The 25,463-nt window shown below is 61.3% G+C and carries 28 protein-coding genes and 1 pseudogene; 15 read left to right on the top strand and 14 right to left on the bottom strand.

What is annotated here, in order from left to right; genetic code table 11:
- Positions 1-43 precede the first annotated feature (43 nt).
- Entirely contained in the window at positions 44-1,216 is a 1,173-nt protein-coding gene (locus tag SIL87_RS02800) for an IS4 family transposase (RefSeq protein ID WP_319612376.1), read from the top strand.
- 319 nt (positions 1,217-1,535) lie between these two features.
- On the opposite strand, the gene tnpC is transcribed toward SIL87_RS02800, so the two are convergent.
- From tnpC to SIL87_RS02760, 8 genes are all read right to left on the bottom strand, one after another.
- Positions 1,536-2,459, bottom strand: a complete 924-nt coding sequence (gene tnpC, locus SIL87_RS02795; RefSeq protein ID WP_319612727.1) for an IS66 family transposase — start codon at positions 2,457-2,459, stop codon at positions 1,536-1,538.
- Positions 2,460-2,641: 182 nt separating this feature from the next.
- A complete protein-coding gene (locus SIL87_RS02790) occupies positions 2,642-3,634 on the bottom strand; it encodes a tyrosine-type recombinase/integrase (RefSeq protein ID WP_319612726.1) in 993 nt (330 codons plus the stop codon).
- On the bottom strand, positions 3,631-4,572 hold the full coding sequence (locus SIL87_RS02785; RefSeq protein WP_319612725.1) for a tyrosine-type recombinase/integrase: 942 nt from the start codon (positions 4,570-4,572) through the stop codon (positions 3,631-3,633). Before SIL87_RS02785 ends, SIL87_RS02790 begins: the two co-directional genes overlap by 4 nt.
- On the bottom strand, positions 4,569-5,780 hold the full coding sequence (locus SIL87_RS02780; protein ID WP_288006472.1) for a tyrosine-type recombinase/integrase: 1,212 nt from the start codon (positions 5,778-5,780) through the stop codon (positions 4,569-4,571). The genes SIL87_RS02785 and SIL87_RS02780 overlap by 4 nt, the downstream gene beginning before the upstream one ends.
- 60 nt (positions 5,781-5,840) lie before the next feature.
- On the bottom strand, positions 5,841-6,380 hold the full coding sequence (locus SIL87_RS02775; RefSeq protein ID WP_319612724.1) for a hypothetical protein: 540 nt from the start codon (positions 6,378-6,380) through the stop codon (positions 5,841-5,843).
- Positions 6,381-6,570: 190 nt separating this feature from the next.
- On the bottom strand, positions 6,571-7,977 hold the full coding sequence (locus tag SIL87_RS02770; RefSeq protein ID WP_319612723.1) for a carbohydrate porin: 1,407 nt from the start codon (positions 7,975-7,977) through the stop codon (positions 6,571-6,573).
- On the bottom strand, positions 7,970-9,151 hold the full coding sequence (locus SIL87_RS02765; RefSeq protein WP_319612316.1) for an IS256 family transposase: 1,182 nt from the start codon (positions 9,149-9,151) through the stop codon (positions 7,970-7,972). Before SIL87_RS02765 ends, SIL87_RS02770 begins: the two co-directional genes overlap by 8 nt.
- 346 nt (positions 9,152-9,497) lie before the next feature.
- Positions 9,498-10,115, bottom strand: coding sequence for a cytochrome P460 family protein (locus SIL87_RS02760; protein WP_319612722.1), 618 nt, complete (start codon positions 10,113-10,115; stop codon positions 9,498-9,500).
- A gap of 665 nt (positions 10,116-10,780) precedes the next feature.
- Here SIL87_RS02760 and ssb point away from each other — a divergent pair.
- The 10 genes from ssb (at position 10,781) to SIL87_RS02710 (ending at position 15,583) form a co-directional block, all read left to right on the top strand.
- A complete protein-coding gene (ssb, locus tag SIL87_RS02755) occupies positions 10,781-11,296 on the top strand; it encodes a single-stranded DNA-binding protein (RefSeq protein WP_319612721.1) in 516 nt (171 codons plus the stop codon).
- A gap of 81 nt (positions 11,297-11,377) precedes the next feature.
- The gene (locus SIL87_RS02750) at positions 11,378-11,629 is read left to right on the top strand and encodes a hypothetical protein (protein WP_319612720.1); all 252 of its coding nucleotides are present in this window, start codon (positions 11,378-11,380) and stop codon (positions 11,627-11,629) included.
- Between the two features lie 58 nt (positions 11,630-11,687).
- Positions 11,688-12,005 (top strand): hypothetical protein, encoded by a 318-nt coding sequence (locus SIL87_RS02745; RefSeq protein ID WP_319612719.1) that lies wholly within the window; start codon positions 11,688-11,690, stop codon positions 12,003-12,005.
- A complete protein-coding gene (locus tag SIL87_RS02740) occupies positions 11,987-12,202 on the top strand; it encodes a hypothetical protein (RefSeq protein ID WP_319612718.1) in 216 nt (71 codons plus the stop codon). Before SIL87_RS02745 ends, SIL87_RS02740 begins: the two co-directional genes overlap by 19 nt.
- Positions 12,203-12,241: 39 nt before the next feature.
- Positions 12,242-12,601 (top strand): CCDC90 family protein, encoded by a 360-nt coding sequence (locus SIL87_RS02735; protein WP_319612717.1) that lies wholly within the window; start codon positions 12,242-12,244, stop codon positions 12,599-12,601.
- Between the two features lie 115 nt (positions 12,602-12,716).
- Positions 12,717-13,154: a hypothetical protein gene (locus tag SIL87_RS02730; protein WP_319612716.1), complete on the top strand. Its 438-nt coding sequence runs from the start codon at positions 12,717-12,719 to the stop codon at positions 13,152-13,154.
- Positions 13,151-13,294: a hypothetical protein gene (locus tag SIL87_RS02725; RefSeq protein WP_319612715.1), complete on the top strand. Its 144-nt coding sequence runs from the start codon at positions 13,151-13,153 to the stop codon at positions 13,292-13,294. Before SIL87_RS02730 ends, SIL87_RS02725 begins: the two co-directional genes overlap by 4 nt.
- Before the next feature lie 155 nt (positions 13,295-13,449).
- Positions 13,450-14,226, top strand: a complete 777-nt coding sequence (locus SIL87_RS02720; protein WP_319612714.1) for a class I SAM-dependent methyltransferase — start codon at positions 13,450-13,452, stop codon at positions 14,224-14,226.
- 203 nt (positions 14,227-14,429) lie between these two features.
- A complete protein-coding gene (locus SIL87_RS02715) occupies positions 14,430-15,302 on the top strand; it encodes a Mom family adenine methylcarbamoylation protein (protein WP_319612713.1) in 873 nt (290 codons plus the stop codon).
- Between the two features lie 44 nt (positions 15,303-15,346).
- Complete coding sequence (locus SIL87_RS02710) at positions 15,347-15,583, top strand: hypothetical protein (protein ID WP_319612712.1); 237 nt, start codon at positions 15,347-15,349, stop codon at positions 15,581-15,583.
- Here the strand turns inward: SIL87_RS02710 and SIL87_RS02705 are convergent, their stop codons facing one another.
- Positions 15,584-15,922: a ProQ/FINO family protein gene (locus SIL87_RS02705; protein ID WP_319612711.1), complete on the bottom strand. Its 339-nt coding sequence runs from the start codon at positions 15,920-15,922 to the stop codon at positions 15,584-15,586.
- Positions 15,923-16,228: 306 nt separating this feature from the next.
- Here SIL87_RS02705 and SIL87_RS02700 point away from each other — a divergent pair, with 306 nt between their 5' ends.
- The 4 genes and pseudogenes from SIL87_RS02700 (at position 16,229) to SIL87_RS02685 (ending at position 21,422) form a co-directional block, all read left to right on the top strand.
- On the top strand, positions 16,229-17,242 hold the full coding sequence (locus SIL87_RS02700) for a DUF3991 and TOPRIM domain-containing protein (RefSeq protein ID WP_319612710.1): 1,014 nt from the start codon (positions 16,229-16,231) through the stop codon (positions 17,240-17,242).
- Between the two features lie 82 nt (positions 17,243-17,324).
- A pseudogene (locus SIL87_RS02695) lies at positions 17,325-17,498 on the top strand (IS256 family transposase); the annotation flags it as partial.
- Between the two features lie 235 nt (positions 17,499-17,733).
- Entirely contained in the window at positions 17,734-19,401 is a 1,668-nt protein-coding gene (locus SIL87_RS02690) for an IS1634 family transposase (RefSeq protein ID WP_319612707.1), read from the top strand.
- A gap of 308 nt (positions 19,402-19,709) precedes the next feature.
- Positions 19,710-21,422, top strand: a complete 1,713-nt coding sequence (locus SIL87_RS02685) for an IS1634 family transposase (protein WP_319612706.1) — start codon at positions 19,710-19,712, stop codon at positions 21,420-21,422.
- A 53-nt stretch (positions 21,423-21,475) separates the two neighbouring features.
- Here SIL87_RS02685 and SIL87_RS02680 read toward each other — a convergent pair whose 3' ends face one another.
- From SIL87_RS02680 to SIL87_RS02660, 5 genes are all read right to left on the bottom strand, one after another.
- Positions 21,476-22,057 (bottom strand): PEP-CTERM sorting domain-containing protein, encoded by a 582-nt coding sequence (locus SIL87_RS02680; RefSeq protein WP_319612705.1) that lies wholly within the window; start codon positions 22,055-22,057, stop codon positions 21,476-21,478.
- A 144-nt stretch (positions 22,058-22,201) separates the two neighbouring features.
- On the bottom strand, positions 22,202-22,441 hold the full coding sequence (locus tag SIL87_RS02675; RefSeq protein WP_319612704.1) for a hypothetical protein: 240 nt from the start codon (positions 22,439-22,441) through the stop codon (positions 22,202-22,204).
- Entirely contained in the window at positions 22,438-23,202 is a 765-nt protein-coding gene (istB, locus tag SIL87_RS02670; protein WP_319612703.1) for an IS21-like element helper ATPase IstB, read from the bottom strand. The genes SIL87_RS02675 and istB overlap by 4 nt, the downstream gene beginning before the upstream one ends.
- Positions 23,189-24,688 carry an IS21 family transposase gene (istA, locus tag SIL87_RS02665; RefSeq protein WP_319612702.1) on the bottom strand — a complete coding sequence of 500 codons (1,500 nt, stop codon included), beginning with the start codon at positions 24,686-24,688 and terminating at the stop codon, positions 23,189-23,191. Before istA ends, istB begins: the two co-directional genes overlap by 14 nt.
- 216 nt (positions 24,689-24,904) lie before the next feature.
- Positions 24,905-25,240, bottom strand: a complete 336-nt coding sequence (locus SIL87_RS02660) for a hypothetical protein (RefSeq protein ID WP_319612377.1) — start codon at positions 25,238-25,240, stop codon at positions 24,905-24,907.
- Positions 25,241-25,463: the final 223 nt, after the last annotated feature.

The raw sequence follows: 25,463 nt of genomic DNA, 5'->3' as shown, positions 1-25,463 counted from the left end.
CGATTCTCTACCAAGCGTTGGAATGCATGGATGAGGGTGGATCATGGGAATTGCAGCATCGAAAAAGCGTGATGGTGGGCGGTTGAAGGACATCCGCGCATTCATTGACGAGTTGTATGCCCACGATCTCCACGCCAAACGCGTTGACTCCCTGTCTGCTGCGACACTGGGCGTGATGACCGGCGCGTCGCTCGCCGTCGCGATGATCGGTCAGGCGTTGGCACAGGCGCGCGGGCTGGTGACCAAGCACGCGATCAAGCAGGTTGATCGCATGCTCAGTAACGAGAGTATCGACGTCTGGGAAAGCTTCGCCCGTTGGGTACCGCATCTGGTGGGTTCGCAGACCGACATCGTCGTTGCCATGGACTGGACGGATTTCGACGGCGACGATCAGGCAACGTTGGCGCTCAACCTGGTGAGCAAGCATGGCCGGGCGATGCCTCTGTTGTGGCTGTCGATGTGGAAAGAGGAATTGAAAGATCAGCGCAACGCCATCGAGGATACTTGCCTGCGCCGCCTGTCGGAGGTTGTCCCGCCCGGCTGCCGCGTGACCATCCTGGCCGACCGCGGCTTCGGTGACCACAAGCTGTTCGCGTATCTTACGGAGCTTGGCTTTGCCTATATCATTCGCTTCCGCGGCAACATCCATGTCACCGATGCCGCAGGCGAGACGCGAACCGCGGCGGACTGGGTCGGCAAATCGGGCCGGGCGCGCAAACTGCGTGGTGCGCGCGTCACCGCCTCGCACGCCTATCAGGTCGGTGCCGTGGTGTGCGTACATGCGCGTGACATGAAGGAGCCGTGGTGCCTGGCGAGCAGTGACGCCGTGGCGTCTGCAGGGACATTGATCAAGCAATATTCCCGGCGCTGGACGATCGAACCCAGCTTCAGGGACGTCAAGGATTTGCGTTTTGGGATGGGGATGGCTGAGATCCGCATCGCCGAACCAGAGCGGCGCGATCGGCTGCTGCTCATCAGCGCGTTTGCGATGGCGCTGCTGACCATGCTCGGGACGGCAGGCGAGAGCCTGGGAATGGATCGACAGCTCAAGTCCAACACTTCGAAGACCCGCTCACACTCGTTGTTCCGTCAGGGGTGCATGCTCTATGAATTGATCCCGAACATGCCGAAGCACCGGCTACTGCCCCTGATGCGGCGGTTCACGGAAATGCTGCGCAGCAGCGGCATATTCGGCAATTCCATGCCGGCTACGTAATGAGGGGATGAGTGAGATCTGGGCCTGATCCTCGCCCTGTTTAGTCTGCTACCCTATAGTAAATTTGTACACGGCCTGTATCGAACTCTTGCATTGATCCGCGCCGCCGCTGATCGCGGATAGATCTCATTACGGATGCGCCAGAAGTTTCCATAATGTTTATTCTACGACATTTGATTATACTGGTACTATAGCGCGGAAACCGGAACGAAAAAAGAAATATTGGCGTCCGGATGGTCAAAAAAGTAGATGTCGTCATGTGCTTAAAGGCGAATATGACTGACACCACGCGGCCAGGTAACCGTTCACACCCCCCGGGTCAGACCGCTACCTGGGCAGGGATTGTGGGCAGCAGATTGTTAGCTCGTGCGGCGGTGATGAGGGCGCAGGCATAGGCCCATGGATCAGTGCCACGCTTGCGGCAGGTGTCAATGACGCTGAGCGCGGCGGCATAGAACCGGCTCCCTTCATCGGATCGCGTGCCAAAGCTGATGCGCCTCGAGATCACCGCGTGGCGGAGCGCACGTTCGGCATCATTGTTGGTGGGCGGTAAATCCCGATCGGCGACGAAGGCGACCACTGCGTCCCAGTCATTGAGGATTTCACCTGCCAGCCCGCGAACTTTCGCATCGATCTCATGGCGATTGCATTGACAGTTCCATTTGATGCTCGCGGTCAGGCGCTTGATGGCGGCGGGGTCGTCGCCGTCATGCACGCGCTCGATCAGGCGGCGCAGATCGCGGACCAGATCGCTGCCGAAGCCTGATCCCGCGCCGTAATGCCCCTCTGCCAGCGCGCGGGCCTTACGGATCAGGTGCGCCAGACATCTCTGGCGGCGTGGATGATCGCGATAGGCACCGTAACCGTCGGTGACGAGCCAACCCAGAAAGGCCTCGCCGATCAGCGCGGCCAATTCGCAGTGCTTGCGGCTGCCGATCCGATAGACGATCGTGGTTGCCGTCACCGCAACCCAGAGCCACAGCAGACTTGCCTTTTGATACCACGGGGTTTCGTCGAGATGGACGATGTCAGCCGCACGCACATCTTCGATCAATTGCTCGACCACGGGTTCGCTCGCCAGACCGAATTCGTGAATGCAGCGTTCGATGGTGGCAATCCCGAGCTCAACGCCCAGCCAGTCAGCCAGGAATTCAGCGATCTTGACGCGCGAGAGGCGGAAACGCAGCGACAGCGCCGCGATGAAGGTGGCGAGCATCGGGCCAACCAGGCAGCGCTCGCTCATCAGCAGGTCGCGCCGGCGCCCCTCGACATGTGAGCACAGTCCGGTTGCGGGGCGTGCGATGGTCTCGTGGCCCTTATGCCGATGTCGGCATAATTGTCATAATGCCGCGATCCGGATTATGCCGCATGGCCTCAGCTGGAGGCCGGATAGCCCGGCATTGGCCATGCGGCTGTTCGGCATAATCAGAGCGCTTCCAGGAACGCGAGGAGTTGATCGTCGGGCCGGAACCGGCCTGGCGGCGTGGCTGGGGCGGCGACGCGAGCGAGCGCCTTTTCTTTCATCCGCATGTCGGCATGGATGTAGATCTGGGTGGTCTCGATGTTTTCGTGACCAAGCCAGAGCGCGATCACCGCTTGATCGACGCCGTGGTGAAGCAGGTCCATCGCCGTGCTGTGGCGCAGCGTATGTGGCGTGACCCGCTTGGTGCCGATGCTCGGGCAGGCGCGCGACGCCGTGAGGCAATGTTTGCGGACCAGATGTTCAAGAGCGTCACGGCTCAGCCGTTCGCCCCGGATCGAGGGGAACAGCGGCTTGTCCGCATCTTTGTCGTTGCCAATCCACGCTGCCAGCAGCTTGGCTGTCTCGCGGCGAAGCGGGGTGGCGCGCTCCTTCCGGCCCTTACCCATGCAACGGATATGCGCGCCGGTCCCCAGCACGACATCGCCCTGCGTGAGACCGACCAGTTCGGAAGCCCGAAGGCCTGTCTGGATCGCGAGCAGCAGCAGAGCATGGTCGCGCCGCCCCGCCCATGTCGTACGATCCGGGGCCGCCAGCAACGCCGCCATTTCCTCGGCATCGAGGAACGTGACCGCACGCTTCACATAGCGCTTGTTGGGCATGGCGAGGATACGCTGGCAGTGCAGCAGCCAGGTCGGATCGGTCATCGCGACGAAGCGAAAGAACGATCGGATGGCGGCGAGCCGGGTGTTGCGGCTACGAGCGCTATTACCCCGCGCGGTCTCGGTGTGGGTGAGGAAGTCTGCGACCAGATCGGCGTCGATGTCTTCGACCGTCAGGTTGACCGGCGGCTTTTTGCGGCGGGCGCTCGCATATCTGAGCAGCAGCCGGAACGTATCGCGATAGCCGGCGACCGTATGTCGGCTCGCCTCCAGTTGCGTGCAAAGCCGGTCGGTGAAGAAGCGCTGGATCAGCGCGGGCAAGGTGACGGCGTTCATTGTGCCAACTCCCCGCCGCTCGCGGTGGCACGGGCTATCGCCAGATCGAGCAGTTCCGGGACCGCCTCCAGATACCAGTATGTTCCAGAGGGACTGCTATGACCCAGATAGGTCGTCAACCGGATCATCTCGCGCGCCGGATCCTTGCCGGTCCGGTACCAGTCGATCATCGTGCGCACGGCGAAGGTGTGGCGCAGATCGTGGATGCGTGGCCCTCGGCCATGCCGATGGTACTGCTGCTCGGATCGCAAGCCGATCTGCTGGCACGCCTGCGCGAAGTTGTAGCGGGCCGTGCAGTCGGTGAGCCGGGTCGCCTTGTCGGTTACGAACAGCGGCACCGCCGGATGACCGATTAGCCGATCGCGTTCGATGCGATAGTTGAGCAGTCGCTCGACGGTGCTGGGGTCGAGCGGCAGCAACCGCTCCTTGCCGTTCTTGCCCTGTCGGACGCGCAGCACACCATTATCGGCGTCGAGGTCGTTCCTATCGAGCGCGAGCGCCTCGCTGATGCGCAAGCCCGTGACCGCGATGAGCGCGAACAGCGTCGAGCAGGTCAGCCCGCGCAACCCGCAGATCGACGGCAGCGCCTTTGCGGCCGCGATAATCGAAGCGACCTCGGCATTGCTGTAGATATGCGGACGCGAGCGCATGACAGTGTCCGGCAACAGGCTCCGTGGTGGGGGTTCATGCGCCGGATCGAAGCTGCTCAGCCACTGCGCGAAGAGGCGCACGGCGGTAAGCCGCGCCGCTCGCGTCATGCCGTTGGCCTCGCCGAGCGTAGCGTGCCAACGCAGGAACAGCGCCGTGTCGATATGCGTCACACGCTCGCTGTCGGCGAACCGGGTGAAGCGGCGAAGGATGCGCTCGCTGGTGCTCAGGTCGTAGCCGAGGCGGCGCCGCACAGCCAGATAGCGGTCGAGTTGGGAGGTGAGGCTCATTGCGCGCCTCCCGCCCCGGGCCAAGGCATTGCCACTGACCGCAGCCCATCGATGTCGAGACGGGCATATATCATCGTTGATGTGCGTGAGCGGTGCCGCAGCACATCGCCCACCTCGTCGAGCGATGCACCCGAGTTCACTAACTGGGTGGCAAGGCTATGACGCAGCAGGTGCGATCCCACATAGGGCGTTACCGGCTTCTGGCCAGTCGCCTTCAGCGCATCCTTGAGAACGGCGTTGACGATCTGGCTGTCCTTGAACGGACGGTACGGCGCGCGATGGGTGACGAACATCGTGCGGCAGGACGCGGGTCCGCGTTCCTCGCGCAGATAGCGGCTGAGGGCCTCGCCAACCTCCGCGCTGATCGGCACGCGATCGTGGAGCTTCCCCTTGCCACGCACCAAGAGTTCGCCCGCGCGCCAGTTGATATCGTCCAGCTGGATCGCGATGACCTCGGCAGCGCGCAAGCCGAGCCGGGCCATGATGAGCAGCATCGCATAGTCCCGAGCGCCGTGCCGGGGGCTGTCGCGCACGCAGGCGAGCACCGCCTCGACGCCCTCGGGCGACAGATGGCGCGGCAGTCGTGCGCCCCAGCGCTTCGCCGCCCTAGGTACGCTCAGCGCCAGATTGGTCGCTGTCGCGCCGCTGCCGAACAGATATTGCAGGAAGATACGAACATGCGTTGCCACCGTTTTGTCGCGACGCGCGCCTGCCAACACATGCTCGATGAAGCTGATCACGTCGGCAGGCCGCAACCGCCCCGGATCAACTATCGCATCACCAAAGCGATGATCGAGGAACCGGTTGGCGAACCGCAGCGTGTGATAGATCGTCCGCGGACTCAGGCCGCGATGCTTGACCAGATAGGTCTCGAAGTTCGCCAGCAGGATAGCGCGCGCCTGCTGCGCCTCGGTCAACGGCACCGGCTGCGTGACGCCGATATCGAGCAGATGCTGCGCGAACCGTCGGGCCAACCTATACGGCCATACCGAGCCCGTCTTCTTGCGCGGCACCTTGCGTCCCAGATGCTCGGCCATGTCGAGCGTCAACGCCGAAGGACTGATGCCCTCGACATCCATCGCGTGCCCCACCTTCCGCAGGATCGATTGGTAGGTCTTGACCGTGCCGGCGGTGTAATTCTCCGCCGCAAAGCTCTCGGCGAACGAGTCCAGATACGGCTCGATGCAGGTCTGCAAATATTGAGGCATGATCGTCGTGCTCCATGGTTGTTGGAGCGACGAAGATTATGCCGAATGGGATTGGTGCGATCATACCGTCAACCGCGCCCTGCCGAGCAGATGCGGCATAATCCGGATCTCGGCATTATGGCCACAGTCGCAGCGTATCGCCAGATAGCAATGTTTCGTGGCTGCGACATGAAGGCTCATGTCGCCGCGGGTGAGTTCAAAGCTCAGATGAGCGCTGACTTGGCGGCTTTGCGAGACGGTGGAAGATCCGAAAACTGCACGGCATGCGTCGCACGCTGTCGGCGCATGCAGGAGTTCACCGCTGACTATAATCGGCAACCGGCGCCAAAACCCTTTCGTCCCTGGCCGTTTGCCGGCCGGCTTGGGTCCAGGGTTGCCGGCGGAAGCGTTGCCGCCCGGCGCGGAACCACCACCCCCATCGGTTTTGTCGTCCCGGTCGGAGCGCTCAGAACTTTGCCCGCTCTTGGTGTTACGCCGGTAGGGATTGTCGCTGGAAGGCGGACGGGAACTGGTTGTTGAATCCTCGCCGGCATGGTTTGCCAGCGCTCGCGCCAATTCATGTAAATCCCAGGTCAGTTCTTCAAGCTCGACGCGCGACATCGCAGATAAATCAGTACGTTTAATGTCTTTCAGGCCGGGGATTCTCTGACGGGGCATCAGAATCGTAGAGTCCGGTTCGGGTGGAAAAGCAAGCCCAGCCTTTCGACATTTTACCGGCCGTTGGCTAACGCTTCATTCGAGGCAAGAAAGGGGGGGTGTGAATGGTTACGCGGCCAGACCGGGTCGACGATTAAAACACGATTGTGAACTCCATTTGTGCCACAACAGCGTTCGGTTCGATTTTCGTGCGATCCTCCGGGTCTGGAATACCGCCGCCAGGATGCAGGATATATTGCAGATCGGGGGTCGTGGTCAGCCACGGCGCAATTCGTGCAGTGTAGTCCAGCTCAAAATCGGTCTCTGCACTTGGAAGCGGCTTATCCGCTCCGCCTAAAGCATTTTCAGCGCGAATCAAGCTGATTTTCCGCGCGCTGATCCGATCGTAGGAAATAGCAAAAGCGGCGGAATCATGCGATCGGCCGGGGAAGGTGCCGTTCAGAACGATGCCGCCCTGCACATCCAGTGAAATCAGATTGTGGCTTGGTGGGGCATAGGCGATACGCGAAAATAGGCGTAGCCGACGGCTGCCTCGTCCGTGCCAAAGAGTCTGGGTATCGCCAGCATAAATCACATAATCCCCATGGTCTGGTCGAGGCGTGCCTACATTGAGACCGATCGCGTTGAAAGCGAGGCTGTGTCCGGTTACACTATAGAGGAGATCGGGCCGACTCAATGTATCATAGAGACCACCGGCAAGAACCTCACCCTCGCCAAGTCCGGGCAGATGATAGGCATAATCCGCTTCGCCGATCATCAACGCGCCGGTATTGAGCGGAAAGATCAGGCCGTTGGAATCGCGAGCGGGGGGTGCCGGCCCTTCGAGTGGCTGTCCGAGCGGATCGCCGCTGAACAAGCCCCCGCGCAGCCGGAGTTGGCGTGTCGCCTGAAAGGCGATCATCACACCGGGGCCTTCATACGAATAGGCTGGTCCACCACCCGGCAAGTTGTTCGCCATGATGTTGCGGTAGGTGAAGTTGGAATTCACCAGCATCGACGCCGCCGGATTCTGATCGAAATTCTCATCGATACCGAATTTACCGATCTTGATATGGATTACATCGTGCGGTGCCCGCCAATTGAGGTAGGCATCTCCCAGTCGAGCGCCATCGGTAGCCTCCTCATATGACAGGCCGCTCAGGCTGTGGACGTAATAGGCGGTTGGTCCGTGACCTTGCACGATCCAGGCGGAGACATAGGCCGACAAGCCGTCGATGCCGGTGTAGCGTCCGAGGTGGACCCGCGCAGATAAGGTGAGCAAGCCAGCGAAGGCTTTTCCCTGTTTGGCACCGCCGCCAAGAACGTCCGATGGCACCGGTTGCTCAACCGCCCCGAGCTTCACCCCGTGCGCGGCAAGGAACGGTCGAATACCGCCCCAGTCTCCGAAAAGATGGTGGCGGGACCAAAGCGACGCCGTCTGGTTCGCGTAGGCAATTGGCGTCAAGCAGAGCAGAACTAATGCAACAGAACACCAAACCAAGCGGCGATTAGGATTGAGCAACCTGATGTCTGGAAAATAGGGCGAGCGGGGGTCAGGCATCCTGGTAGTCCCACTTGATGTAGCCCTTGGTGTCGGCGGCCCATTTTTCATCGATTTCGACGAGGACGGCGCTGACGAGGCGTTCGAGGGAGGCTTCGTTGGGGAAGACCCTGATTTTGGTGGTGCGGCGTTTGAGTTCCTGCTGGATGCCGCGTTCCATGGGGTTGGAAGTGCGAAGCCGGCGCTGGTGGGGTTCTGGCAGTGTGAAGACGGTGAGGCCTTCGGGGATATTTCGTTCGAGCCAATCGGCGAGCTTTGGTGCGGTGTCGCGATAGGCATTGACGAGGGTTGTGAGAGCGATCTGGGCAGCGGCGAGGGAATTTGCGTTCCAGACGGTCCGGAGTTCTGCGCCGATGCGTTTGCGGATGGCGTGGTTGGGGGCGTGGTGGATGGCGTTTTGGGCGAGGTGGAACTGGCATCGTTGCCAGTGTGCGGCGCCGAAGACGGCGCGGCGTGCGGCGTGCAATCCGGCATGGTCATCGGAGACGATGAATTCGACGCCTCGCAGGCCACGCTGATGGAGGCTTTCGAGGAAGGCACGCCAATGGACTTCGGCCTCGGAAAGGGCGACCGAGACGCCGAGGACACGGCGGCGTTCATCGGGTCCGATGCCGATGGCCGAGAGCACGGCGGCATCGCGGACGACGCCATTATCGCGCATTTTTTCATATCTGGCGTCGAGGATGAGGTAGCGGATCTCGGCGAGGGGTCGGGTGCGCCAGGCGGCGAGTTCGTCATCGAGCAGCTTGCTGGCGCGGCTGACCTGAGCGGAGGAGAGGCTTTCGATGCCGAATTCGCGCATGACGGCCTCGACGTCGCGGGTGGAGACGCCTTTGATGTACATTTCGGCGACGGCGACCATGACGGCGCGGACCGAGCGTCGGCCGCGTTCGAGGGACTGTGGGTAGAAGGGTTCGCCCACGTGACCGGCGGTTTTGGGGACATCGACGGTGATCGACCCGGCCGGGGTATCGATCCGCTTGGGCTTGTAGCCATTGGCGTAACCCTGACGATCGGGGTTGCGCTCGTAGTGACTGGCGTGGAGGAAGCGTTCGCGCTCGATCTGCATGGCGAGTTCGAAGGTCCTGGCAAATACCGTGGCGATATCGCCTGCGCCGTTTTCGATCAGATGTTCCAAAAGTGCCTCGATAATCGTATCCTTTTTGGCGTCCATTCATCGGTCTCCATGTTGGTGTGAACAACTGCATGGAATACCAGAATGAACAGCCCTTGCCGGGGCATGCCCCGGCAAGGGCACCAACTCCCAACCCAAAATGAATTTCCAGACGTCAGGTTACACCACCGCGATTAGGGCGTTGATGACGTTTCATCACAGATTGTCATGACTCTTGATCCAGAACTCGCGCAACCCGCTTCACGCAAAAGTCATAGTACTCAAGATCGACCATGCGAAAGTTCGAATTGCCAGCACTTTGAACCCGCGAGCCAGGTGAAAGGCCCTGGAAGGGCAGAACTGGCCCCAACCTTCCGTCACCGATTGTTGACCGATGCGTCCGAGGCTATTTTATGATTGCGTTCGGATATTTTGCCAGAAGAGCGACATACGTGGGAGAAATCTTTTGCTTTGGGAAGAAGGCTTTCCAGATAGACACTTTGAGTAACTGAGTCGGAGGGGGAGCAAAGACAAAATCACTTTTGGCGACGAATGCATGACAGGCATCACATGACGCGACCTTGCCATATGCGATCACTTTCCCGGTAGGTGAATAGGCAGCCATGACCCAGTTGCGGTTCGCTTTATCGTAACCCGTCAGTTTCAACATCGCTGTTATGCTGCCAAGTTCATGGTTTTTCTTGTAGTTGTTCTTAACCAGCAAGCTGCCATCTGGATATTTTGTCACATCGACGATTGAACCAGCCAATTTTATTTTTTCGGTAGCCACCTTGTTACTGAGGTCGGTCGTATAGAAATCGACCAAACGCGATCCGGGTTGCAAGGCATGGCTTCCCGGCATGATCGATTTGGCTTTCTCCAGTGCCGTAATCTGCTGCCAGAGCTGAGCGGGTTTTGGGGCGGCAACAGGTTGAGTATCTGCATGCCCGGTTGCCACCTGACCTACGATCGTCGCGGCACTGAGCAGTGCGACTTTGATAATTGTTGCCATTCTGGTTGCCATTGACCCACTCCTTCGTTCTCGTCTGGCGTAAGTTTGTCGTGCCGGACAAGCGCTGTTGAAAAAAACATGCGGGGAGGCACGACCATCGCTCCTCATATCCGTGACGGTAATGCGTTTTGGTTTTCCGCGATACCACCGCGATCGTAGGATCAACATTATTTCAATCATGACCGGTTCCGACGCGAACTGAGCACGGCGAATTCATGGATTGGGGGATGTCCCGAAGACGGCCAGAGGTGGGGGCGGCGCTGTCACGGTCTTGATGTGATGTCCCGATTGTCCAGTTTTGTGCGAGTCAGGCGTGCCATTGGGCGGCATATCCGGGCCCAGAGCGGGAAAGTGTCGGTTCAGGCGATCATCCCTGGGTCCATCAAAACGAAACAATCGAACAGCTTGAATGACAATGAACTGCGCCTGCGGCGCGGCGGTCGTCGACTGACGTCTGCCGACATCGCCCTCGTGTTGCTGCGGCCTGAACCGGGCCCGGTCAGCCGGTCAAGGCCGCTCGCCAAGGCTCGCGCCGCCCAAGAGCGGTTCGGGCGCGATAGGGCGCCCTCTTCCCTGACCGCCCGCCCGGCCCGGTTCCTGGGGACCGCACACGAGAGACGCTGCCGGCACAGGCCGCCAGCCGCCCGGCTGAAATGAAATGAAAATGGAGACTGACAATGGCTGGATATATGAACCGCGCTACCCTGATCGGAAACCTCGGACAGGATCCGGAAATCCGCAACATGCAGTCGGGTGAGCGGGTTGCGTCATTTACTCTCGCCACGACCGAAAGCTGGAAGGACAAGCGCTCGGGGGATCGGCAGGAGCGGACCGAATGGCACCGGGTCGTGGTGTGGAACGAGGGTCTGATCGGCGTGCTGGAGGACTACGTCCACAAGGGCGACAAGGTGATGGTCGAAGGCATGCTGAAGACCCGGAAATGGGTCGATCAGGCCGGCAACGAGCGCTACACGACCGAGATCGTCCTCAGCGGGTTCAACGGCCAGCTGATCATGCTCGGCTCGCCGAACGGTGCCGCGCGGGGTGAGGGCGAACCGGCATCGCGGACCCGCACCGGGACGCAGACCCAGACCCAGACCCGCACACAAGCCGCAGCCCCGAGCGATGGTGGCTACACCCCGAGCGGTGGCGATCTGGACGATGAGATCCCCTTCGGCCCCTGCGTTGATTGATGCCGCCCACGACGATCGGTGTCACCGCGCCGATCGTCGAACGCCCTCTCGCCGGCAACCCGGCCATCCCTGGAGCGTCCCTTGCCTCATCCCTTTGCCCCGGGTTTCGTGAGCGAAACCGAAATCCGCCACCTCGCCACTCTGCTGAACGTCAACGGATTCCCCGATCATCATGTCGTGCTGGGCTGGGGCGAGCACCGCCTGACCGCCGGCGATCTGCGCCGGCTCTGCACCACCGCCATGATCGGCGCACGCCTGATCGAGGGCAGCCCCGATTTCGCATTCGCCTACGGCTTCATGCCCCCCACGCGGCAGACCGCCGACGCCTCCTGATCGCCACCAGTGGCCGGGCATATCGCCCGGCCCGATCCTGCCTGAAAGGACACCTGCTATGGCCTGCACCATCACGCTATCGACCATCCCCGGCTGGACAACCGATCACGGGATCATCCTGGAACTCATGGGAACGTGCCTTGCCCGCAAAACGGTCACGGTCGTGAGTACCGTGAACGACATCAGGGCCGCCGTCGCGGATTTCGGGAAAGAGGTTCACGCGGCCAACCCCGAAGCCTCTTTCTATGTTTCGGTGAGTATCGCCAAAGGTTCCCGCAAGCCCAACGGCTACGACGCTGCCAACAACGCCAAGGCACTCGGCCAGCACGCCTATATGAAACCGGAGGAAACCAGGCCATGCCCCGCGCGGACCTGATCGCAGCCATCGAAGCCCTGTGGCGCGAGCATCGGGATGAAGGCTGGAACATCGCCTATGACATCGCGGCCGAAATCGGCCTCGATGCCTTCACGGATGACGCGCTGGAAGCCATCGCCGCCAGATGCCGGGCGACATTCGGCGAAAATCTGCCGGGTGGCCCGGCACCGGCTGGTCAGATGAGCCTGGCCATCTGACCGCTTCATCTCGATGAGCCTGCGTGATAGGAGAAGACCATGCCTGATTCACCTGTTGAAAACCGTCAGCCGCCGGACTACCCTCATGAGATGGAAACCCGGGTTGCCATCCTCGAGCACACGACCGCGGAACTGAAATTCGAAATCCGCGAAGTCAAAGCCATGGTTCGTGACCTGACCAACACGATCCTTGCCAAGTTCGATGCGACCGACAAGGCCATCGCGGATCTGCGGGTGGACAACCAAACTCTCCGGACCGAATTGCGCACTGAAATCCAGACTGTTCGCACCGAATTGCAAACCGGCCTCTATTCCAACCTGAAATGGACGGTCGGAACGATTTTAGGCTTTGGCACTCTCGGCATCGCCATCATCGGTCTGCTTATCAAGTTTCACTGAGACCCCGAGCCGAAGGTAAGTAGGCTCCGCCCAGACACCTCTCTCCCCATCTGCGCCCGATCGCCCGACAGGCCGTCCTGCCGGGCGCTTTCGCGCGCCCGAAAGGTCAACAGTCATGCTCCGCCAGTATTTCGCTTCGCCCTTCATGGGCGGAACCAACCCCCTGCGCGTCGGCACCATCGCCATCGGCAACACCTACTATTTGCAGGACGATGGCTGGTGGCGCGACCGCTATCGCGGCAAGCCCGTCTTCCGAAACCCGTGGATCGTCGAAGCCTTCCTCAACGGCGTCTGCGCCGCCAGCCGGAAAAACCCGACAACCGGCCGTTGGGACGATGTCTACCTCACCGGACGATCAGATCGGGCCGTGATCCGGTCGCTCCGGACGGGCCAACGCCGGACCGTCGCCGTCCGCACCCTCCATCTCGCGGACGAACAGGGCCACCACAAGACCTGGCCCGCCTACCCCGATCAGCCCGCTCCCCACCTGATCGAACGCTATCTCTCCCGCAACCGTAAGGCCTGCCTCGCGTCGACACGGAGGGCGGCATGAACCAGATGAGCCAGGTCATCGGGCCGGCCCGACCGGCCCTGATCACCGACCGCCTGCTGATCCTCGCCTGCTCGCAGCGGAAACACCGCAGCGGCCAACCGGAGCTTGCGATCGATTATTACGACGGACCGCTCTGGTAGACATTGCGCGCGGTCGATCCCGACAGAAGTCACAATGCGAAAATTTACTCATTATCTATCTAGAATGACCTTGCTGGTCGATGGATCGTCTGATCGACATTGCGAATTCCCTTTTCATGGCCACAATTCGATTCTGCTGAGCAGGAGCTAAACGAGTGAGCGGATTTACCAAAGAATGGCTGGATCTCCGCGAGCCGGTCGATGCTCAAGCGCGTGACAAGTCGTTGCTCCACGCCGCTAATGAGCTCTTGACAGGGCCTAATCCCCTTGTCGTTGATCTCGGCTGCGGAATAGGATCAACGGTGCGTGCGTTTGGGGCTGCCCGAGGAACAATCCGGTGGCGATTGCTCGATCACGATCCTGTTCTGATAGATCACGCTGCCCAGGAATTCCCTGATGCCCAGGTCATACGATCCGACCTCCGCGACATTACCGCACTGCCACTTGCTGGCGCAACGCTGGTTACCGCTTCAGCGCTCTTCGATCTTTGCTCAGGCGCGTTCATATCTGAATTAACGGAGCGAATAATCAGAATGGCAATGCCGCTCTATGCCGCACTGACCTTCAATGGCATCATTCTGTGGCAAGTACCGCATCCGCTCGATACCGAGGTAGTTACGCAATTCAACATTCATCAGCGCCGTGACAAGGGTTTCGGTCCAGCTGAAGGGGCTAATGCGGCATCGGTACTCGATGTCAGTTTCACGCGATCAGGATATCATGTGGTCTGCGCGCCCAGCAACTGGGTCTTGAATGCCGGTCATGCGAATCTACAGGCCGAATTTATCAAAGGCGTCTACCGCGCGGTCAAGGAGACGGGCACAATTGGTAGTGCTCAACTCCGTGAATGGCGAAACGATCGCCTTAGCGAGGTGACTAAGGATGGATGCTGCATCGTCGGGCACATCGACTGCCTCGCAGTACCGGTTTAACGAGATCGCGGAACCAATCGCGAAAGGGATTGGAAACGCCAAAGCCCAGACCTACCGCGATACCGACGGCATGAAATACTGGGACGCCATCGTCAGGATCGCGCAGATCTACCGAACCGATCTGCCCGATCCCCTCCGTCCCCACCGCCTCAACTGAACAGAACCCCGGCCCAGCACCGGGGTTTCCGATTCCGGAGCCCGCCATGATCATCGATCTCACCGCCATCGCCCAACGCTGGTTACACAGGAACACGACCTGGCGGCCCCAGCGCGAACCCTTCGATCCGCAGCGCTACAGCGTCACCCCGCTGCCCCACACCCGCATCGCCAAGGACTTCATCCTCACCCACCACTACTCCGGAACCTTCCCGGTCGCTCTCGCCTGCTACGGCCTGTTCGAGCGCACCGGATACCACGAGCAACGCCTGGTCGGCGTCATCGTCTTCTCGGTGCCGGTGCAGCCCAAGGCCGGAGCCGCCTATGGTGCCGCGACCACCCGCTTCTGCGATCTCGGCCGCTTTCTCCTCGCCGACCGCGTCGGCGGTAACGCCGAGACCTGGACCCTGCGCCGCGCCCTGAAACTCTTTGCCACCGAACACCAGGACGAACACCGCCGTCCGAAATACCCCCTGATCCTCGCCTACTCGGATCCGGTGCCCCGCACCGATGCGCGCGGCACCCTGCGCTTCAACGGCCATTTTGGCGGGATCTACCGGGAGAAATCCGCCCTCTATCTCGGCCGGGCCACCAAACGCCGGATCTGGCTCGCGCCCGACGGCACGAGCCTCTCCGACCGCGCCCTCTCCAAACTGCGCACCGGCGCCCATGGGGCCGCCTATACCTACGAGCAACTCCGCCGCCATGGTGCCCCGGTCCGGATGATCGGCGAACCCGACGCGGCTTACGTGACCCGGGCGTTGCAAGACGGACCATTTCGGCCCGTCCAGCACGGCGGCAATCACGTCTACGCCTTCACCCTGGGCTCCCATGCCACCCGCGCCGCGCTCGCCGCCACGCTCCGCAGGGGCGGCGCTTACCCGACCCACACCGACGCCATGCCCGCACCCGCCACATGACGACGATCGCCCGTTCTCAATCTCTCTCGAAAGGAGACAACCCGATGACAACCCTCAAGCCCCGCGACGAATTCAACTGCGAGGGATTCAAATGCGTGATCACCCGCACGAAAGGCAAGCGACCCTACGGGGTCGATCTCGAACGCCATGGCTTCGTATTCGACGAACGCGGCCGGTTCTGGTCGCGGATCGTTCTCGATACCCCGATCCTGCGGGTCGAGGAACGCCAGCATCGCGATCATCTCGAGCGGATCGAGCGCCATTACCCCGATACCGGATGATCAAGCCGCCGCGCGATCGTCGGTGCCACCCGCTTCGCCCGTTTCGGCATCGGACAATTCCTCCGCTCCGCCAGGATGGTCGCTTCCCGGGGACCCGCGCGCAATCGCAGCTTCGTTGCGCGCGCGCTTCGCCCGACGCGCCGTCAGGATTGCGGCAGCGGTTTTCCGGTCCTGCGCACTGACCTCCCCGGCAATCCCGCCGTCGAGGTCATAGCGGTGACCACCCCGCGCCAGCGCCGCAAGGTAGCTCGACGTCCTGGTAACCCGCACCATCACGAGATCGGCCTGATCTTCGGTCAGCCCGATCTCTACACAGCACACGACCACCTGCAAGAGCACATTGCAGAGACGCCGCAGGAATTCGGCAGATGGTTCCTCACCACAGTTTCGCCAGTGACCGGGTGGTCGTGTCGCCCTGATCGCGCCGACGCGCGAACGAGGGAGGAGAGAGCGCCGCCCTCCCCTCCCTGAAACGCATCCTTGGAAGTGGCAGGGCCGCTCGCTGCGCAGGGCGGAAGACGCCCCGCGCACGCGCAACCCGGCCCTTCACGCATGCATTTCACCCACCCCTCCGGCTGCTCGCCGCGAGGCGTCCGGAAACGGTGCGAGCCCCTTTTCCGGATCATCAACAAGGAATTACCTCCCATGTACCCCTCTCTTGAAACTGCTCCTGGCACCCATCGCTCCGGTTCCCGGCCGGGCTCCCGGCAGAGCAACCGTGACAACGATGCAAACGAGGTCGATCATCTGCGGCGGACCGTCTCCTGCGCGGTCATCCTCGAACGCGAAGGATGGCAGGTCGATGCCGCCGAGAGCTCACGACGCGCGGTGAAATACCGCCGCGGTGCCGGCGAGATCCTGATCGTCACCCATGACGACAAAGGCTGGTGGAACCCGCTCGGCGCGGAGAAAGGGGACTGCTTCAGCCTGATCCAGTTCCTCCACCCGGAATGCAATTTCGGGCATGTCCGCAAGACCCTGCGCGCAATCGCCGGCATCGCCCCGTCCCGACCGATTGCGAGCACTGGAACAACGTCGGATCCGGTCCCGGCCCGGTCCCCGCTCCTCCGGTGGCAGAGCAAGCCCGCGCTGCGCCCGACCACGAAAGCCTGGTCCTATCTCGCCGGCGAACGACGCTTGCCCGCCACCATCCTCACCGCCGCTGCCGCTCAGGATTGCGTCCGGGCAGGCGGGTTCGGCTGCGCCTGGTTCGCCCATCGCGACCACGACGGCCTGCTGACCGGGATCGAGGCGCGCGGGCCTGATTTTCGCGGGGTGCTTCGGGGTGGACAGAAAAGCCTGTTCCGGTTCCCACCTGGCGGGGCGATCGGGGATTACCGGCGGGTCGCGGTGACCGAAGCCCCGATCGACGCATTGAGCCTCGCCGCGCTCGAAGCCGGACGGACCGACACGATCTATGTCGCCACCACCGGTGGGCTGGGGCCAGGCACCGTCACGGCGCTGCGCCATCTGGTCGAGCATACGGCATCGCTCGGCGGCACTCTGGTCATCGCCACGGATGCCGATCAGGCCGGCGATCATCACGCCGCCCGGATCGAGACGGTCATCGCGCCGATTGTTGTGACCATCGAGCGGCTGCGAGCAGATGGCCAAGCGAAAGACTGGAACGATGTCCTCGTGCGATCAGGCACCAGCTGATCACCCGGTGACCATGCCTCGGACAGTCGCGTCCTCCTGGTTCGCCGCCCGGTCAGCCGTGGGTGCGGATGGAGATCATGCCATGGAGGAGAATAGCACAGGAACGCCGGAAGCGAGCCTGTGTGATGGGACGGCGTGGTTCGACCCGATCGAGACGGGCGTTCGGGGTCGTATCCGAGGGTTCATTGAAACCATGCTCGAGGAGGAGCTGACGGCGGCGCTCGGGCGGGGGCGATACCATCAGGATGACCGCGCTCACAACCGGCCACTGCCCGACCATTCGCTGCAGCGTGGAAAATGGATTGGTCCCTGACCCAACTTCGACACTTTGCCCTTCACGCGCGTGAAAAAGTCGCAGAATTCCGCGAGTTTTTGAACGGCCAGACAAAATGTGGTGCTAAACACGTGAGGTTGGCAGGAATAGGTTGATGATTTTTTCTTGACTCATGCCGATTCGGCATGGTGCTCTGCCTTATCGTAGGTCAGCAGCCATGTTCATCCGTGTCAAGAAGATCGGTCAGTACGAGTATCTCTACCTTGTCCAGAACGTCCGCGAGGGTGGTCGCCACGTTCAGAAGGTCATCAGCACGCTTGGTCGGCGCGACGATGTCGAAAACTCTGGCTTGCTCGATGGCCTGATCGCGTCGGCCGCCAGACATTCGCGGCGGTCGATCGTGCTGTCGCGGTTCTACCGGGGCGAATTGGCAGAACTGCGACGACGCAGTATCGGCCCCGATCTGGTGTTCGGCCGACTTTGGCAGGAAACGGGGTGTGCCGGGAGTCTACGCCAGCACCTCGCTGATCGGCATTTCGGCTTTGATGTCGAGCGCGCAGTCTATCTCACCGTCCTGCATCGGCTGATGGTATCGGGATCCGACCGCCGTGCCGCGTCATGGCGGGAAACCATCGAGGTGCCCGGCGCAGACGGGATCACCCTCGATCACGCCTACAAGGCGATGGCCTGGCTCGGTGAGCCGATCGCCCCGGTCACACCGGATGATGCCCGGGAGAGATACCAGGCGGAGGTGATCGAGGAGGCGCTGTACGCACATCGACGAGCGTTGTTCGGCGCGGCGGTCGTCGCATTCTTCGACACCACCTCGCTGTATTTCGAAGGGCGTGGTGGTGCGACACTCGGGCAACGCGGTCACTCGAAGGATTATCGCCCGCAACTCAATCAGGTCGTGCTGGGGATCGTGCTCGACGAGAACGATCGGCCGATCACCTCGTTCCTGTGGCCAGGCAACACGACCGATGTCACCACGCTGATCCCCGTGGTCGAACGGCTGCGATCGCGCTTCGGCATCAACCGCGCCTGCGTCGTCGCGGATCGCGGCATGATCAGCGCGGCGACGATCGCCCAACTCGAGGCGCAGGGTATCGACTACATCCTCGGGGCCCGCGAACGGTCCAGCAAGGAGATCCGCGAGACGGTTCTGAAGGATGACGGGGTCAGCGTGCCGCTGATCATCCCGCGTCAGAAAGGGGTAACCGAATTGGCCGTGAAGGAGGTGAAGATCGCCGGTCGCCGCTACATCGTCTGCCGCAATCCCGAGGAGGCGCGCAAAGATGCTGAAACACGCGCCAAGCTGCTGAGCGCTCTCAGCCGCAAATTATCCCAGGGTGACAAGGCCCTCGTCGGCAACAGCGGGTATCGGCGGTTCCTTGTCGCTCCCGACGGCGCCGGCTTTGCCATCGATCCGGCAAAGGTCGAGGCAGACGCTGCCTTCGACGGGCTGTTCGTGCTGAGAACCAACATGAAGCTCTCGCCGCTCGCGGTGGTCCTGCGTTATCGCCAGCTCCTCTCGGTCGAGCAAAGCTTCCTAGCCAGCAAGACCTTGATGGCTACCCGCCCGGTTTACCACCGCACCGACGCTGCGATCCGCGGGCATATTTTCTGCACGTTTCTCGCCCTCATTCTCCGGCATGAACTGCTTGCGCGTCTCGCGACCCGCAAAGACCCCATGCCAGAATGGCAGCAGATCATCGATGACCTCGCCGATCTCAGCGTCGTCGACGTCGAACAGGACGGTCGTAGAGCCCGGCTTCGAACCGCCCCACGCGCCAGCATCGATCCCGTCTGCCGTGCCGTCGGGTTGAGCCTGCCACCCGTATTCCAGGAGATGACATCATCCAAATCACGTGAACCCGCCACCTGAATTCCTGTGGTGCCTAAAACTCAAAACGGCCTCTATCCCGTTGTAATCCAACTTTATTTTTTTCGTCACTGTGGAAGTTGGGCCTGATGATCCGGGACCAATCCGTAAAGTGATCGATCTTAAACTGAGAGTTTGCCTTTGCCCTGGGTTCGCGGTCTATAGGCACATATAGGCTTTCGGGTTCGGCGTAACTCATTGATTCGGATAGAGAGCTGGCGCGGCCGTGGCTAGAAATAGCCGAAAAGCCTAGACACACGACTCGCGATATTGTGTATTAATAATCAGTATTATTCTTGTATGCTCTAGGCATGTATCTTCGAGTCACTGAGCGCCATAATCGAGATGGTTCGGCAGTCCGGTATTTTGCGCTTGCCGAGAATATCTGGAACGCTGATGCGAAGCGGTCAGAAACCCGGGTTGTCCATAGTTTCGGCCGCGCCGATCAAGTCGATCATGCCGCTCTCCAGCGGCTGGTCCGCAGCATCAACCGCATTCTGGGTGAGGGTGAGGGCGAGGCGCCGTCGAAAGATGCCACCAGTGCCGGGCCGGTCGATATCGAGGTCGATGCCGTCTTCGAACTCGGTATTCCGCTCGTCGCGCGTCACCTCTGGGACCAGCTCGGGATCGGACCGGCGATCCGTACCTGTACCGACAAAGCCGGTCTGACTGCCCCCCACGAGATCGCCCTGTTCGCGATGGCGGCTCATCGGCTCGACGATCCTGGCTCCAAACGCGGTTGCGCCGAACGCTGGCTTGCCGATACCGTCTGGATGCCCGAGGCCGCCGAACTTGCGGTCGATCATCTCTATCGCGCCCTCGACTTTCTGGCCGTATGGACCGAGGAGATCGAGCAATCTGTGTTTCTGCAGACCGCCGATTTGTTCCGGCTCGACGTCGATCTGATCTTCTACGACACCACCACGGCGTATTTCGAGATCGACGAGGCGGACGAGATCGAACAGGAATGGGCCGGGCGCCTGTTCGCCCCACTGCGCCGGCGGGGTCACAGCAAGGAAGGACGGGACAATCAGCCGCAGGTGATCATTGCCATGGCCGTCACCCGCGATGGCATGCCGGTGCGGTCCTGGGTACTGCCAGGGGATACTGCCGATGTCAGTACCGTCGCGAAGATCAAGGCGGATCTGCACGCCTGGCGGCTCGGTCGCTGCCTGTTCGTGGGCGATGCCGGCATGTATTCCGCCGATAATCTCGCTGCCCTCAGCAAGGGCCTTGGCCGCTATATCCTGGCGGTGCCGATGCGCAAATTACGCGAGGTTGAGGGGGATGTCCTGACGCGGCCGGGCCGATATCGGAAAGTCGCCGATAATCTCCAGGTCAAGGAGGTCTGGGTCGGCGACGGTGAGCGACGCAAGCGCTATGTGCTGTGCCTGAACCCTGAAGAAGCCGAGCGGCAACGCCATCATCGCGAGCAGGTTCTGACCAGCCTGACGGCAGAGCTTGCGGTCCTCGCCGAACGCGACAGCGAGCATCCCAAGGCCGCTTGTGCGCTGCTCACCTCGCGCCGCTATGGGCGCTATCTCACCGAAGATGCAGCAGGCCGGCCGCAACTCGACCAAGGAAAGGTCGCGGCCGCGGCGAAATTCGACGGTAAGTTCGTAGTGATCACCAACGACGAGACCCTCTCCGCCGAGGATGTGGCGCTTGGCTACAAAGGCGGCTGGATCATTGAATCCTGCTTTCGCCGAATGAAGCAGACCGGGCTTGAGGTTCGGCCGATGTTCCATTGGACGCCGCGCCGGATCGAGGCTCATGTGAAGCTCTGCGTGCTGGCACTGCAAATGCAACGAGCCGCGGAAATCGCCTGCGGACTGCCCTGGGCCCAGATTGCCCATACGTTGTCGGCTCTGAAAGCCGTTCGATATCAAGTTGAGGGTCGGGGTATTGTTCAGCGAACAAAAATCAGCCCCGGCGTCAGCGAAATCCTAAAAAGCTTAAAAATATCAATGCCAAAGCGGTTACTCACGATCAGCAAACCGCCAGAGACCCAGGTCGCAGCCTAGATACACGCCCAAAATTACCCTCTAAAAGTTCGTGGAAAATACGAGATGTTTAATCACGTGTGCCCCATGACCGCGAACCCAGGTTTGCCGGAATTACGGCGAATGATCAGGCCGAGCGTGATCAGAGCCGTGCCCAACAGGGCGAGTGAACCTGGCTCGGGAACATTTGTCATGGACGGCGGAACAGAGAACGTTGTTGAAATTCCGGTTGCTCCCTGGCTATTCGTTTGGCTGAGAGCAAAACTCACCTCTGATGATAGATTTGTGCCCAAGTTGCCAGTGCTATCACTGAAGAGGCCGAGCCCCTGAAGAATCAGACCACCATTTGCTGTGACATTTGAAAGGCTTGTGAGAGAAAACGTATATTGCCCAGTAGATCCAAATGTCAGGAAGTTCGTATAATTCAGCGTTTCTGAAGAACCGCTCTTGGGTACCGGTACTGTTGGCGGCGGTGAGAATCCGCGCATAAACGGCGCGGGAAGATATATCGGCTGATTTCGAAGGCGGCTTGATCCTGATGGAGCGGTGGTGATGTGCTGCCCTTCTGCTTTGATGGTTCCGCCGTGCTCGCGGCCGTCAAGGACGCTGCGCGCCGCGCAAGAGCGCGGTGGCCTCCGGCCATCCTTGACCGCCACTGCGCGCGACGGTGTTTTGGTATGCAGGTCGGGACGACAGGATGGCCGCTTTAGTCGAACCACAGGATGGTTGCTGAAGAGAAGCGCGGAGGCGGTGTACAATCGGCCTGGGGGGTCGTCACACCAAGGCGCGGAGGCGGTTGATCAGAAGACCTGAGGTGGTCCGCCGATTGGGGCGATATCCTCGAAATGATCAGCTTGGTGTTGCTCGCGCATCATGCGCTGAATCTGGCAATTATAACGGACCCAGATTTTTTCTTTCAGATCGTCGAGTAGCTCGAAGATCGCAAGGGCCTGATCTGGCGTCCAGTGGATCGGGATTTCGAGGATAATTGGTTGCAAGTGCGCCGGATTCTTTGCACGGCCCTTTCGGGATTTTGTCATGATTTTGCATTGCGGGCGCGGCGCTGGCCGGCGCGCTGATCCGCCCGTTCGCGCGCTTCCTTGAGGCGGTAGGACTCGCCGTCGAGCGCGATGATTTCGGCGTTATGGATCAGGCGATCAACCAGGGACACGACGCAGGCCGCGTTGGGGAAGACCTCGCGCCACTCAGCGAACGGTCGATTGGTGGTGACGATGGTACTCTTGTTCTGATACCGCCGTGAGATCAGCTCGAACATGAGATCGGCATGACGGTTGGAGTAGGCCAGGTAGCCGACCTCATCGATGACCAAGAGTTGAGGGCGGGCGTAGTGGCGGAGCCGACGGCGCAGAGCGGAATCACTATCGAGTGCGGCGAGGTCGCCGAGCATCTGGCCGGCGCTGGTGAACAGCACGGTATGCCCCGCGATCAACGTTTGGTGTGCAATATTCTGGGCCAACGTCGACTTGCCGATGCCATTTGGGCCGACGAAGACGATGTTGGAGGCGTCGGTGAGGAAGTCGAGCGCCATGAGGGCATCGATGGCGGCGCGATCGCATCGCTTTGGCCAGGACCAGTCGAAGTCGCAAAGCGGCTTGAAGCGGCCGATGTGGGCGGTCTTCAGCCGGCGCTCCAGGCTGCGGCAGGATCGCTCTTGTTCCTCCCAGGCAAGCAGCGGGGGTAACCAGGTTTGGGTTGCAACCTCGGGCCAATGTGCGATCAGGCCATGCAGGTGCAGTGCCTCGGCGCGGGCCCGCAGGGCTTCAGGTTCAGTTGTTGTCATCGGAACAATCCTTGATCTGGTCGTATGTTTCGAGGGCATGCGGTTTGACCGGTCGATCGCGGGCCTGAACATGGGCGGGCAGTCCGGCAGCGACCGGCGGCGCAGCGCCCCGTTCCTCGCGCCGCCGATCGAGAGCGAGGCGGACGGCATTGGGATGAGGAACGTTGCGAGTCAGCGCTTCGCAAATACTGGCTTGCAGTTCACCCGCCCCATAGCGATCGAGCAACCGCAGCAAGGTGGCGGTGATGGCGCCGAGATTTTCGCCGCGCTCGGCGGCGCGCATCAACAAGGTCTGACTGGCAGGTGCCGCCCGCACCAGACGATCGGTCGCGCGATGCTTGCGGGCCGAGCGTTTCTGATCGACCAGAGCCTGAACATGGGCCGGCTCCTCGATCTGCGCACCCTTGTCGTAACAGCGCGGATGGAGGGCAATCACTGCGCTACCATCGACGATTCGTACCTCTTGCGGATCGGCGAGGATGGTCAACCCGCGCCGGACATGATCGTGGGGAACCGAGTAATCGTTCAGGTCGAAGCGGACATAGGGCGTCTTGCCGACCCTGACCGCCACCTGCTCGAGCAGAGGTGCCGGGTTGTCGGGTAACGCGAGCAACCGCTTGGCTTCCTCGGCGAAGACCTCGCGGACGCTGCGCAGTGATTCCTCGGGGCAGCGGCGGTCGGCAGCCGGGCCGTTGCACCAAGCATCGGCTTGGGTATTGAGATCGGCAAGATCGGTGAAGCGGCGCGCGGCGAAAAAACTATCGCGGACGTAGCGGATCGCCCGCTCGACCCGCCCCTTCTCGTTGCCGCGGGCGATCGCCACGGGGCGCGGCTCATAGCGGTAATGCCCGGCAAAACCCAGCAAGGTGGGATGGAAGCGGATGGCATCACCGCGCCGTTCCAGAACCGCACTTTTAAGGTTGTCGTAGAGCAAAACACGAGGAACCCCGCCCCAGGCAGAAAAGGCCCCAACGTGGCCGCGCAGAAAGTTCTCCATCCGCGCGTCCGGATAGAAACGCAGGAATATCTGGCGCGAATAACTCAGCACCATGACGAAGGCCATCAGCGGTCGCCGCGCGCGCCCGATCTCGAGGTGGCCAAAATGGCCCCAATCCACCTGCGCTTGTTCGCCGGGCAGCGTCCGCAGGCGCAAATAGGCCTCGACTTTTGCCCGGGGTCGGTGGCAGGCGATGATGTGGCGGAAATGGTCAGGACTGCCGCGATAACCGCGCTCGCAGACCATCGCATAAAGCCTGCTCGCGGTCAGGCTGGGAAACGTCTCCAGGGTCTGGTGAATGAACGGCAGATAGGGATCGATCCGCGACGCGCGGGCCGGCGAACCAATCCTGGGAAGACCAGCTTGCCCCAGAACTCGGCGCACCACGCTATGATGAATATGCAATTGTTGGGCGATCGTGCCGATGGTCCATCTCTCGGCATGATAGTAGCGGAGGATCTGTGCCTCGATGTCAGCCGGTATCACCATGTCCAGATCTCCCGCGGGATGGCATCACATCTCGCACGGGACCGCGGCGGCGCAGGAAACCTTGGCGGACCAGCCCAGAGCATCGCTGCCCGCACCAGTGGCAGTGCGCAACGGATCGCTGGACGCAGACTGCCTGAGGCGTTGCGCCGCTCGCACTCGCTGGCGAGTTCGACGCCAGCAGATCACCAGATCGAGCTGGCAGTGAACCCTGATGCGTCACGTTTTTGCATCGAGCCCGATATCGGCGTGCCCGGGCTGCATGAGTAAATCGCCCACGTCGGCTGGTTTGGTAACGTTGAGCGGCGGCGCGTTGCGCCAAACAACGCGCCAGGAGGGCGCATTCTCCCGCACAATAAATCTGGCCGCGATCACAAGACCGACACACCACCACCTGCACGCGGCAGGCTGCACATAAAAACATCCGGGCCGATATCGGGGCCGTACCGTCACAGTCACAATTCCCCTGTAGACGCTGATTATGATTGCGGAAATACTGGCCTTGCATGCGTGCTCCGGCACCGTGCGGGGCACGGCGTCGAGCAGAACCGCCAAGTCGAGATCGGCGCCGTGCTTGCCCCTCAATAGCGGCAAACCTACCCCAGCACCTGACAGCGCGTCACCTCACCCACCGCGCCGTCCACACAACCACGAAATCCCTCGGGAGCCATCGAAACCAGTGCAGGAAGCGCAACCCGACTACCGGGTGCCGCACAAGGCAATTATTGCCGCTCCAAGCGCCCCGCGCCGTTTATGCGCGGATTCTCACCGCCGCCAA

It is taken from the genome of Acidiphilium acidophilum, from assembly GCF_033842475.1.
In the GTDB taxonomy this organism is placed as follows: Bacteria; Pseudomonadota; Alphaproteobacteria; order Acetobacterales; family Acetobacteraceae; genus Acidiphilium; species Acidiphilium acidophilum.
The sequence above is the reverse complement of the archived record's forward strand: the minus strand, read 5'-3'. Positions and strand labels throughout refer to the sequence as shown.

What these genes read in the sequence shown, in the direction of transcription:
- SIL87_RS02800 (WP_319612376.1), top strand. Translation starts at nt 44, where the DNA reads ATGGGAATTGCAGCATCGAAAAAGCGTGATGGTGGGCGGTTGAAGGAC.
- tnpC (WP_319612727.1), bottom strand. Translation starts at nt 2,459, where the DNA reads ATGAGCGAGCGCTGCCTGGTTGGCCCGATGCTCGCCACCTTCATCGCG.
- SIL87_RS02790 (WP_319612726.1), bottom strand. Translation starts at nt 3,634, where the DNA reads ATGAACGCCGTCACCTTGCCCGCGCTGATCCAGCGCTTCTTCACCGAC.
- SIL87_RS02785 (WP_319612725.1), bottom strand. Translation starts at nt 4,572, where the DNA reads ATGAGCCTCACCTCCCAACTCGACCGCTATCTGGCTGTGCGGCGCCGC.
- SIL87_RS02780 (WP_288006472.1), bottom strand. Translation starts at nt 5,780, where the DNA reads ATGCCTCAATATTTGCAGACCTGCATCGAGCCGTATCTGGACTCGTTC.
- SIL87_RS02775 (WP_319612724.1), bottom strand. Translation starts at nt 6,380, where the DNA reads ATGTCGCGCGTCGAGCTTGAAGAACTGACCTGGGATTTACATGAATTG.
- SIL87_RS02770 (WP_319612723.1), bottom strand. Translation starts at nt 7,977, where the DNA reads ATGCCTGACCCCCGCTCGCCCTATTTTCCAGACATCAGGTTGCTCAAT.
- SIL87_RS02765 (WP_319612316.1), bottom strand. Translation starts at nt 9,151, where the DNA reads ATGGACGCCAAAAAGGATACGATTATCGAGGCACTTTTGGAACATCTG.
- SIL87_RS02760 (WP_319612722.1), bottom strand. Translation starts at nt 10,115, where the DNA reads ATGGCAACCAGAATGGCAACAATTATCAAAGTCGCACTGCTCAGTGCC.
- ssb (WP_319612721.1), top strand. Translation starts at nt 10,781, where the DNA reads ATGGCTGGATATATGAACCGCGCTACCCTGATCGGAAACCTCGGACAG.
- SIL87_RS02745 (WP_319612719.1), top strand. Translation starts at nt 11,688, where the DNA reads ATGGCCTGCACCATCACGCTATCGACCATCCCCGGCTGGACAACCGAT.
- SIL87_RS02740 (WP_319612718.1), top strand. Translation starts at nt 11,987, where the DNA reads ATGCCCCGCGCGGACCTGATCGCAGCCATCGAAGCCCTGTGGCGCGAG.
- SIL87_RS02735 (WP_319612717.1), top strand. Translation starts at nt 12,242, where the DNA reads ATGCCTGATTCACCTGTTGAAAACCGTCAGCCGCCGGACTACCCTCAT.
- SIL87_RS02730 (WP_319612716.1), top strand. Translation starts at nt 12,717, where the DNA reads ATGCTCCGCCAGTATTTCGCTTCGCCCTTCATGGGCGGAACCAACCCC.
- SIL87_RS02725 (WP_319612715.1), top strand. Translation starts at nt 13,151, where the DNA reads ATGAACCAGATGAGCCAGGTCATCGGGCCGGCCCGACCGGCCCTGATC.
- SIL87_RS02715 (WP_319612713.1), top strand. Translation starts at nt 14,430, where the DNA reads ATGATCATCGATCTCACCGCCATCGCCCAACGCTGGTTACACAGGAAC.
- SIL87_RS02710 (WP_319612712.1), top strand. Translation starts at nt 15,347, where the DNA reads ATGACAACCCTCAAGCCCCGCGACGAATTCAACTGCGAGGGATTCAAA.
- SIL87_RS02700 (WP_319612710.1), top strand. Translation starts at nt 16,229, where the DNA reads ATGTACCCCTCTCTTGAAACTGCTCCTGGCACCCATCGCTCCGGTTCC.
- SIL87_RS02690 (WP_319612707.1), top strand. Translation starts at nt 17,734, where the DNA reads ATGTTCATCCGTGTCAAGAAGATCGGTCAGTACGAGTATCTCTACCTT.
- SIL87_RS02685 (WP_319612706.1), top strand. Translation starts at nt 19,710, where the DNA reads ATGTATCTTCGAGTCACTGAGCGCCATAATCGAGATGGTTCGGCAGTC.
- SIL87_RS02675 (WP_319612704.1), bottom strand. Translation starts at nt 22,441, where the DNA reads ATGACAAAATCCCGAAAGGGCCGTGCAAAGAATCCGGCGCACTTGCAA.
- istB (WP_319612703.1), bottom strand. Translation starts at nt 23,202, where the DNA reads ATGACAACAACTGAACCTGAAGCCCTGCGGGCCCGCGCCGAGGCACTG.
- istA (WP_319612702.1), bottom strand. Translation starts at nt 24,688, where the DNA reads ATGGTGATACCGGCTGACATCGAGGCACAGATCCTCCGCTACTATCAT.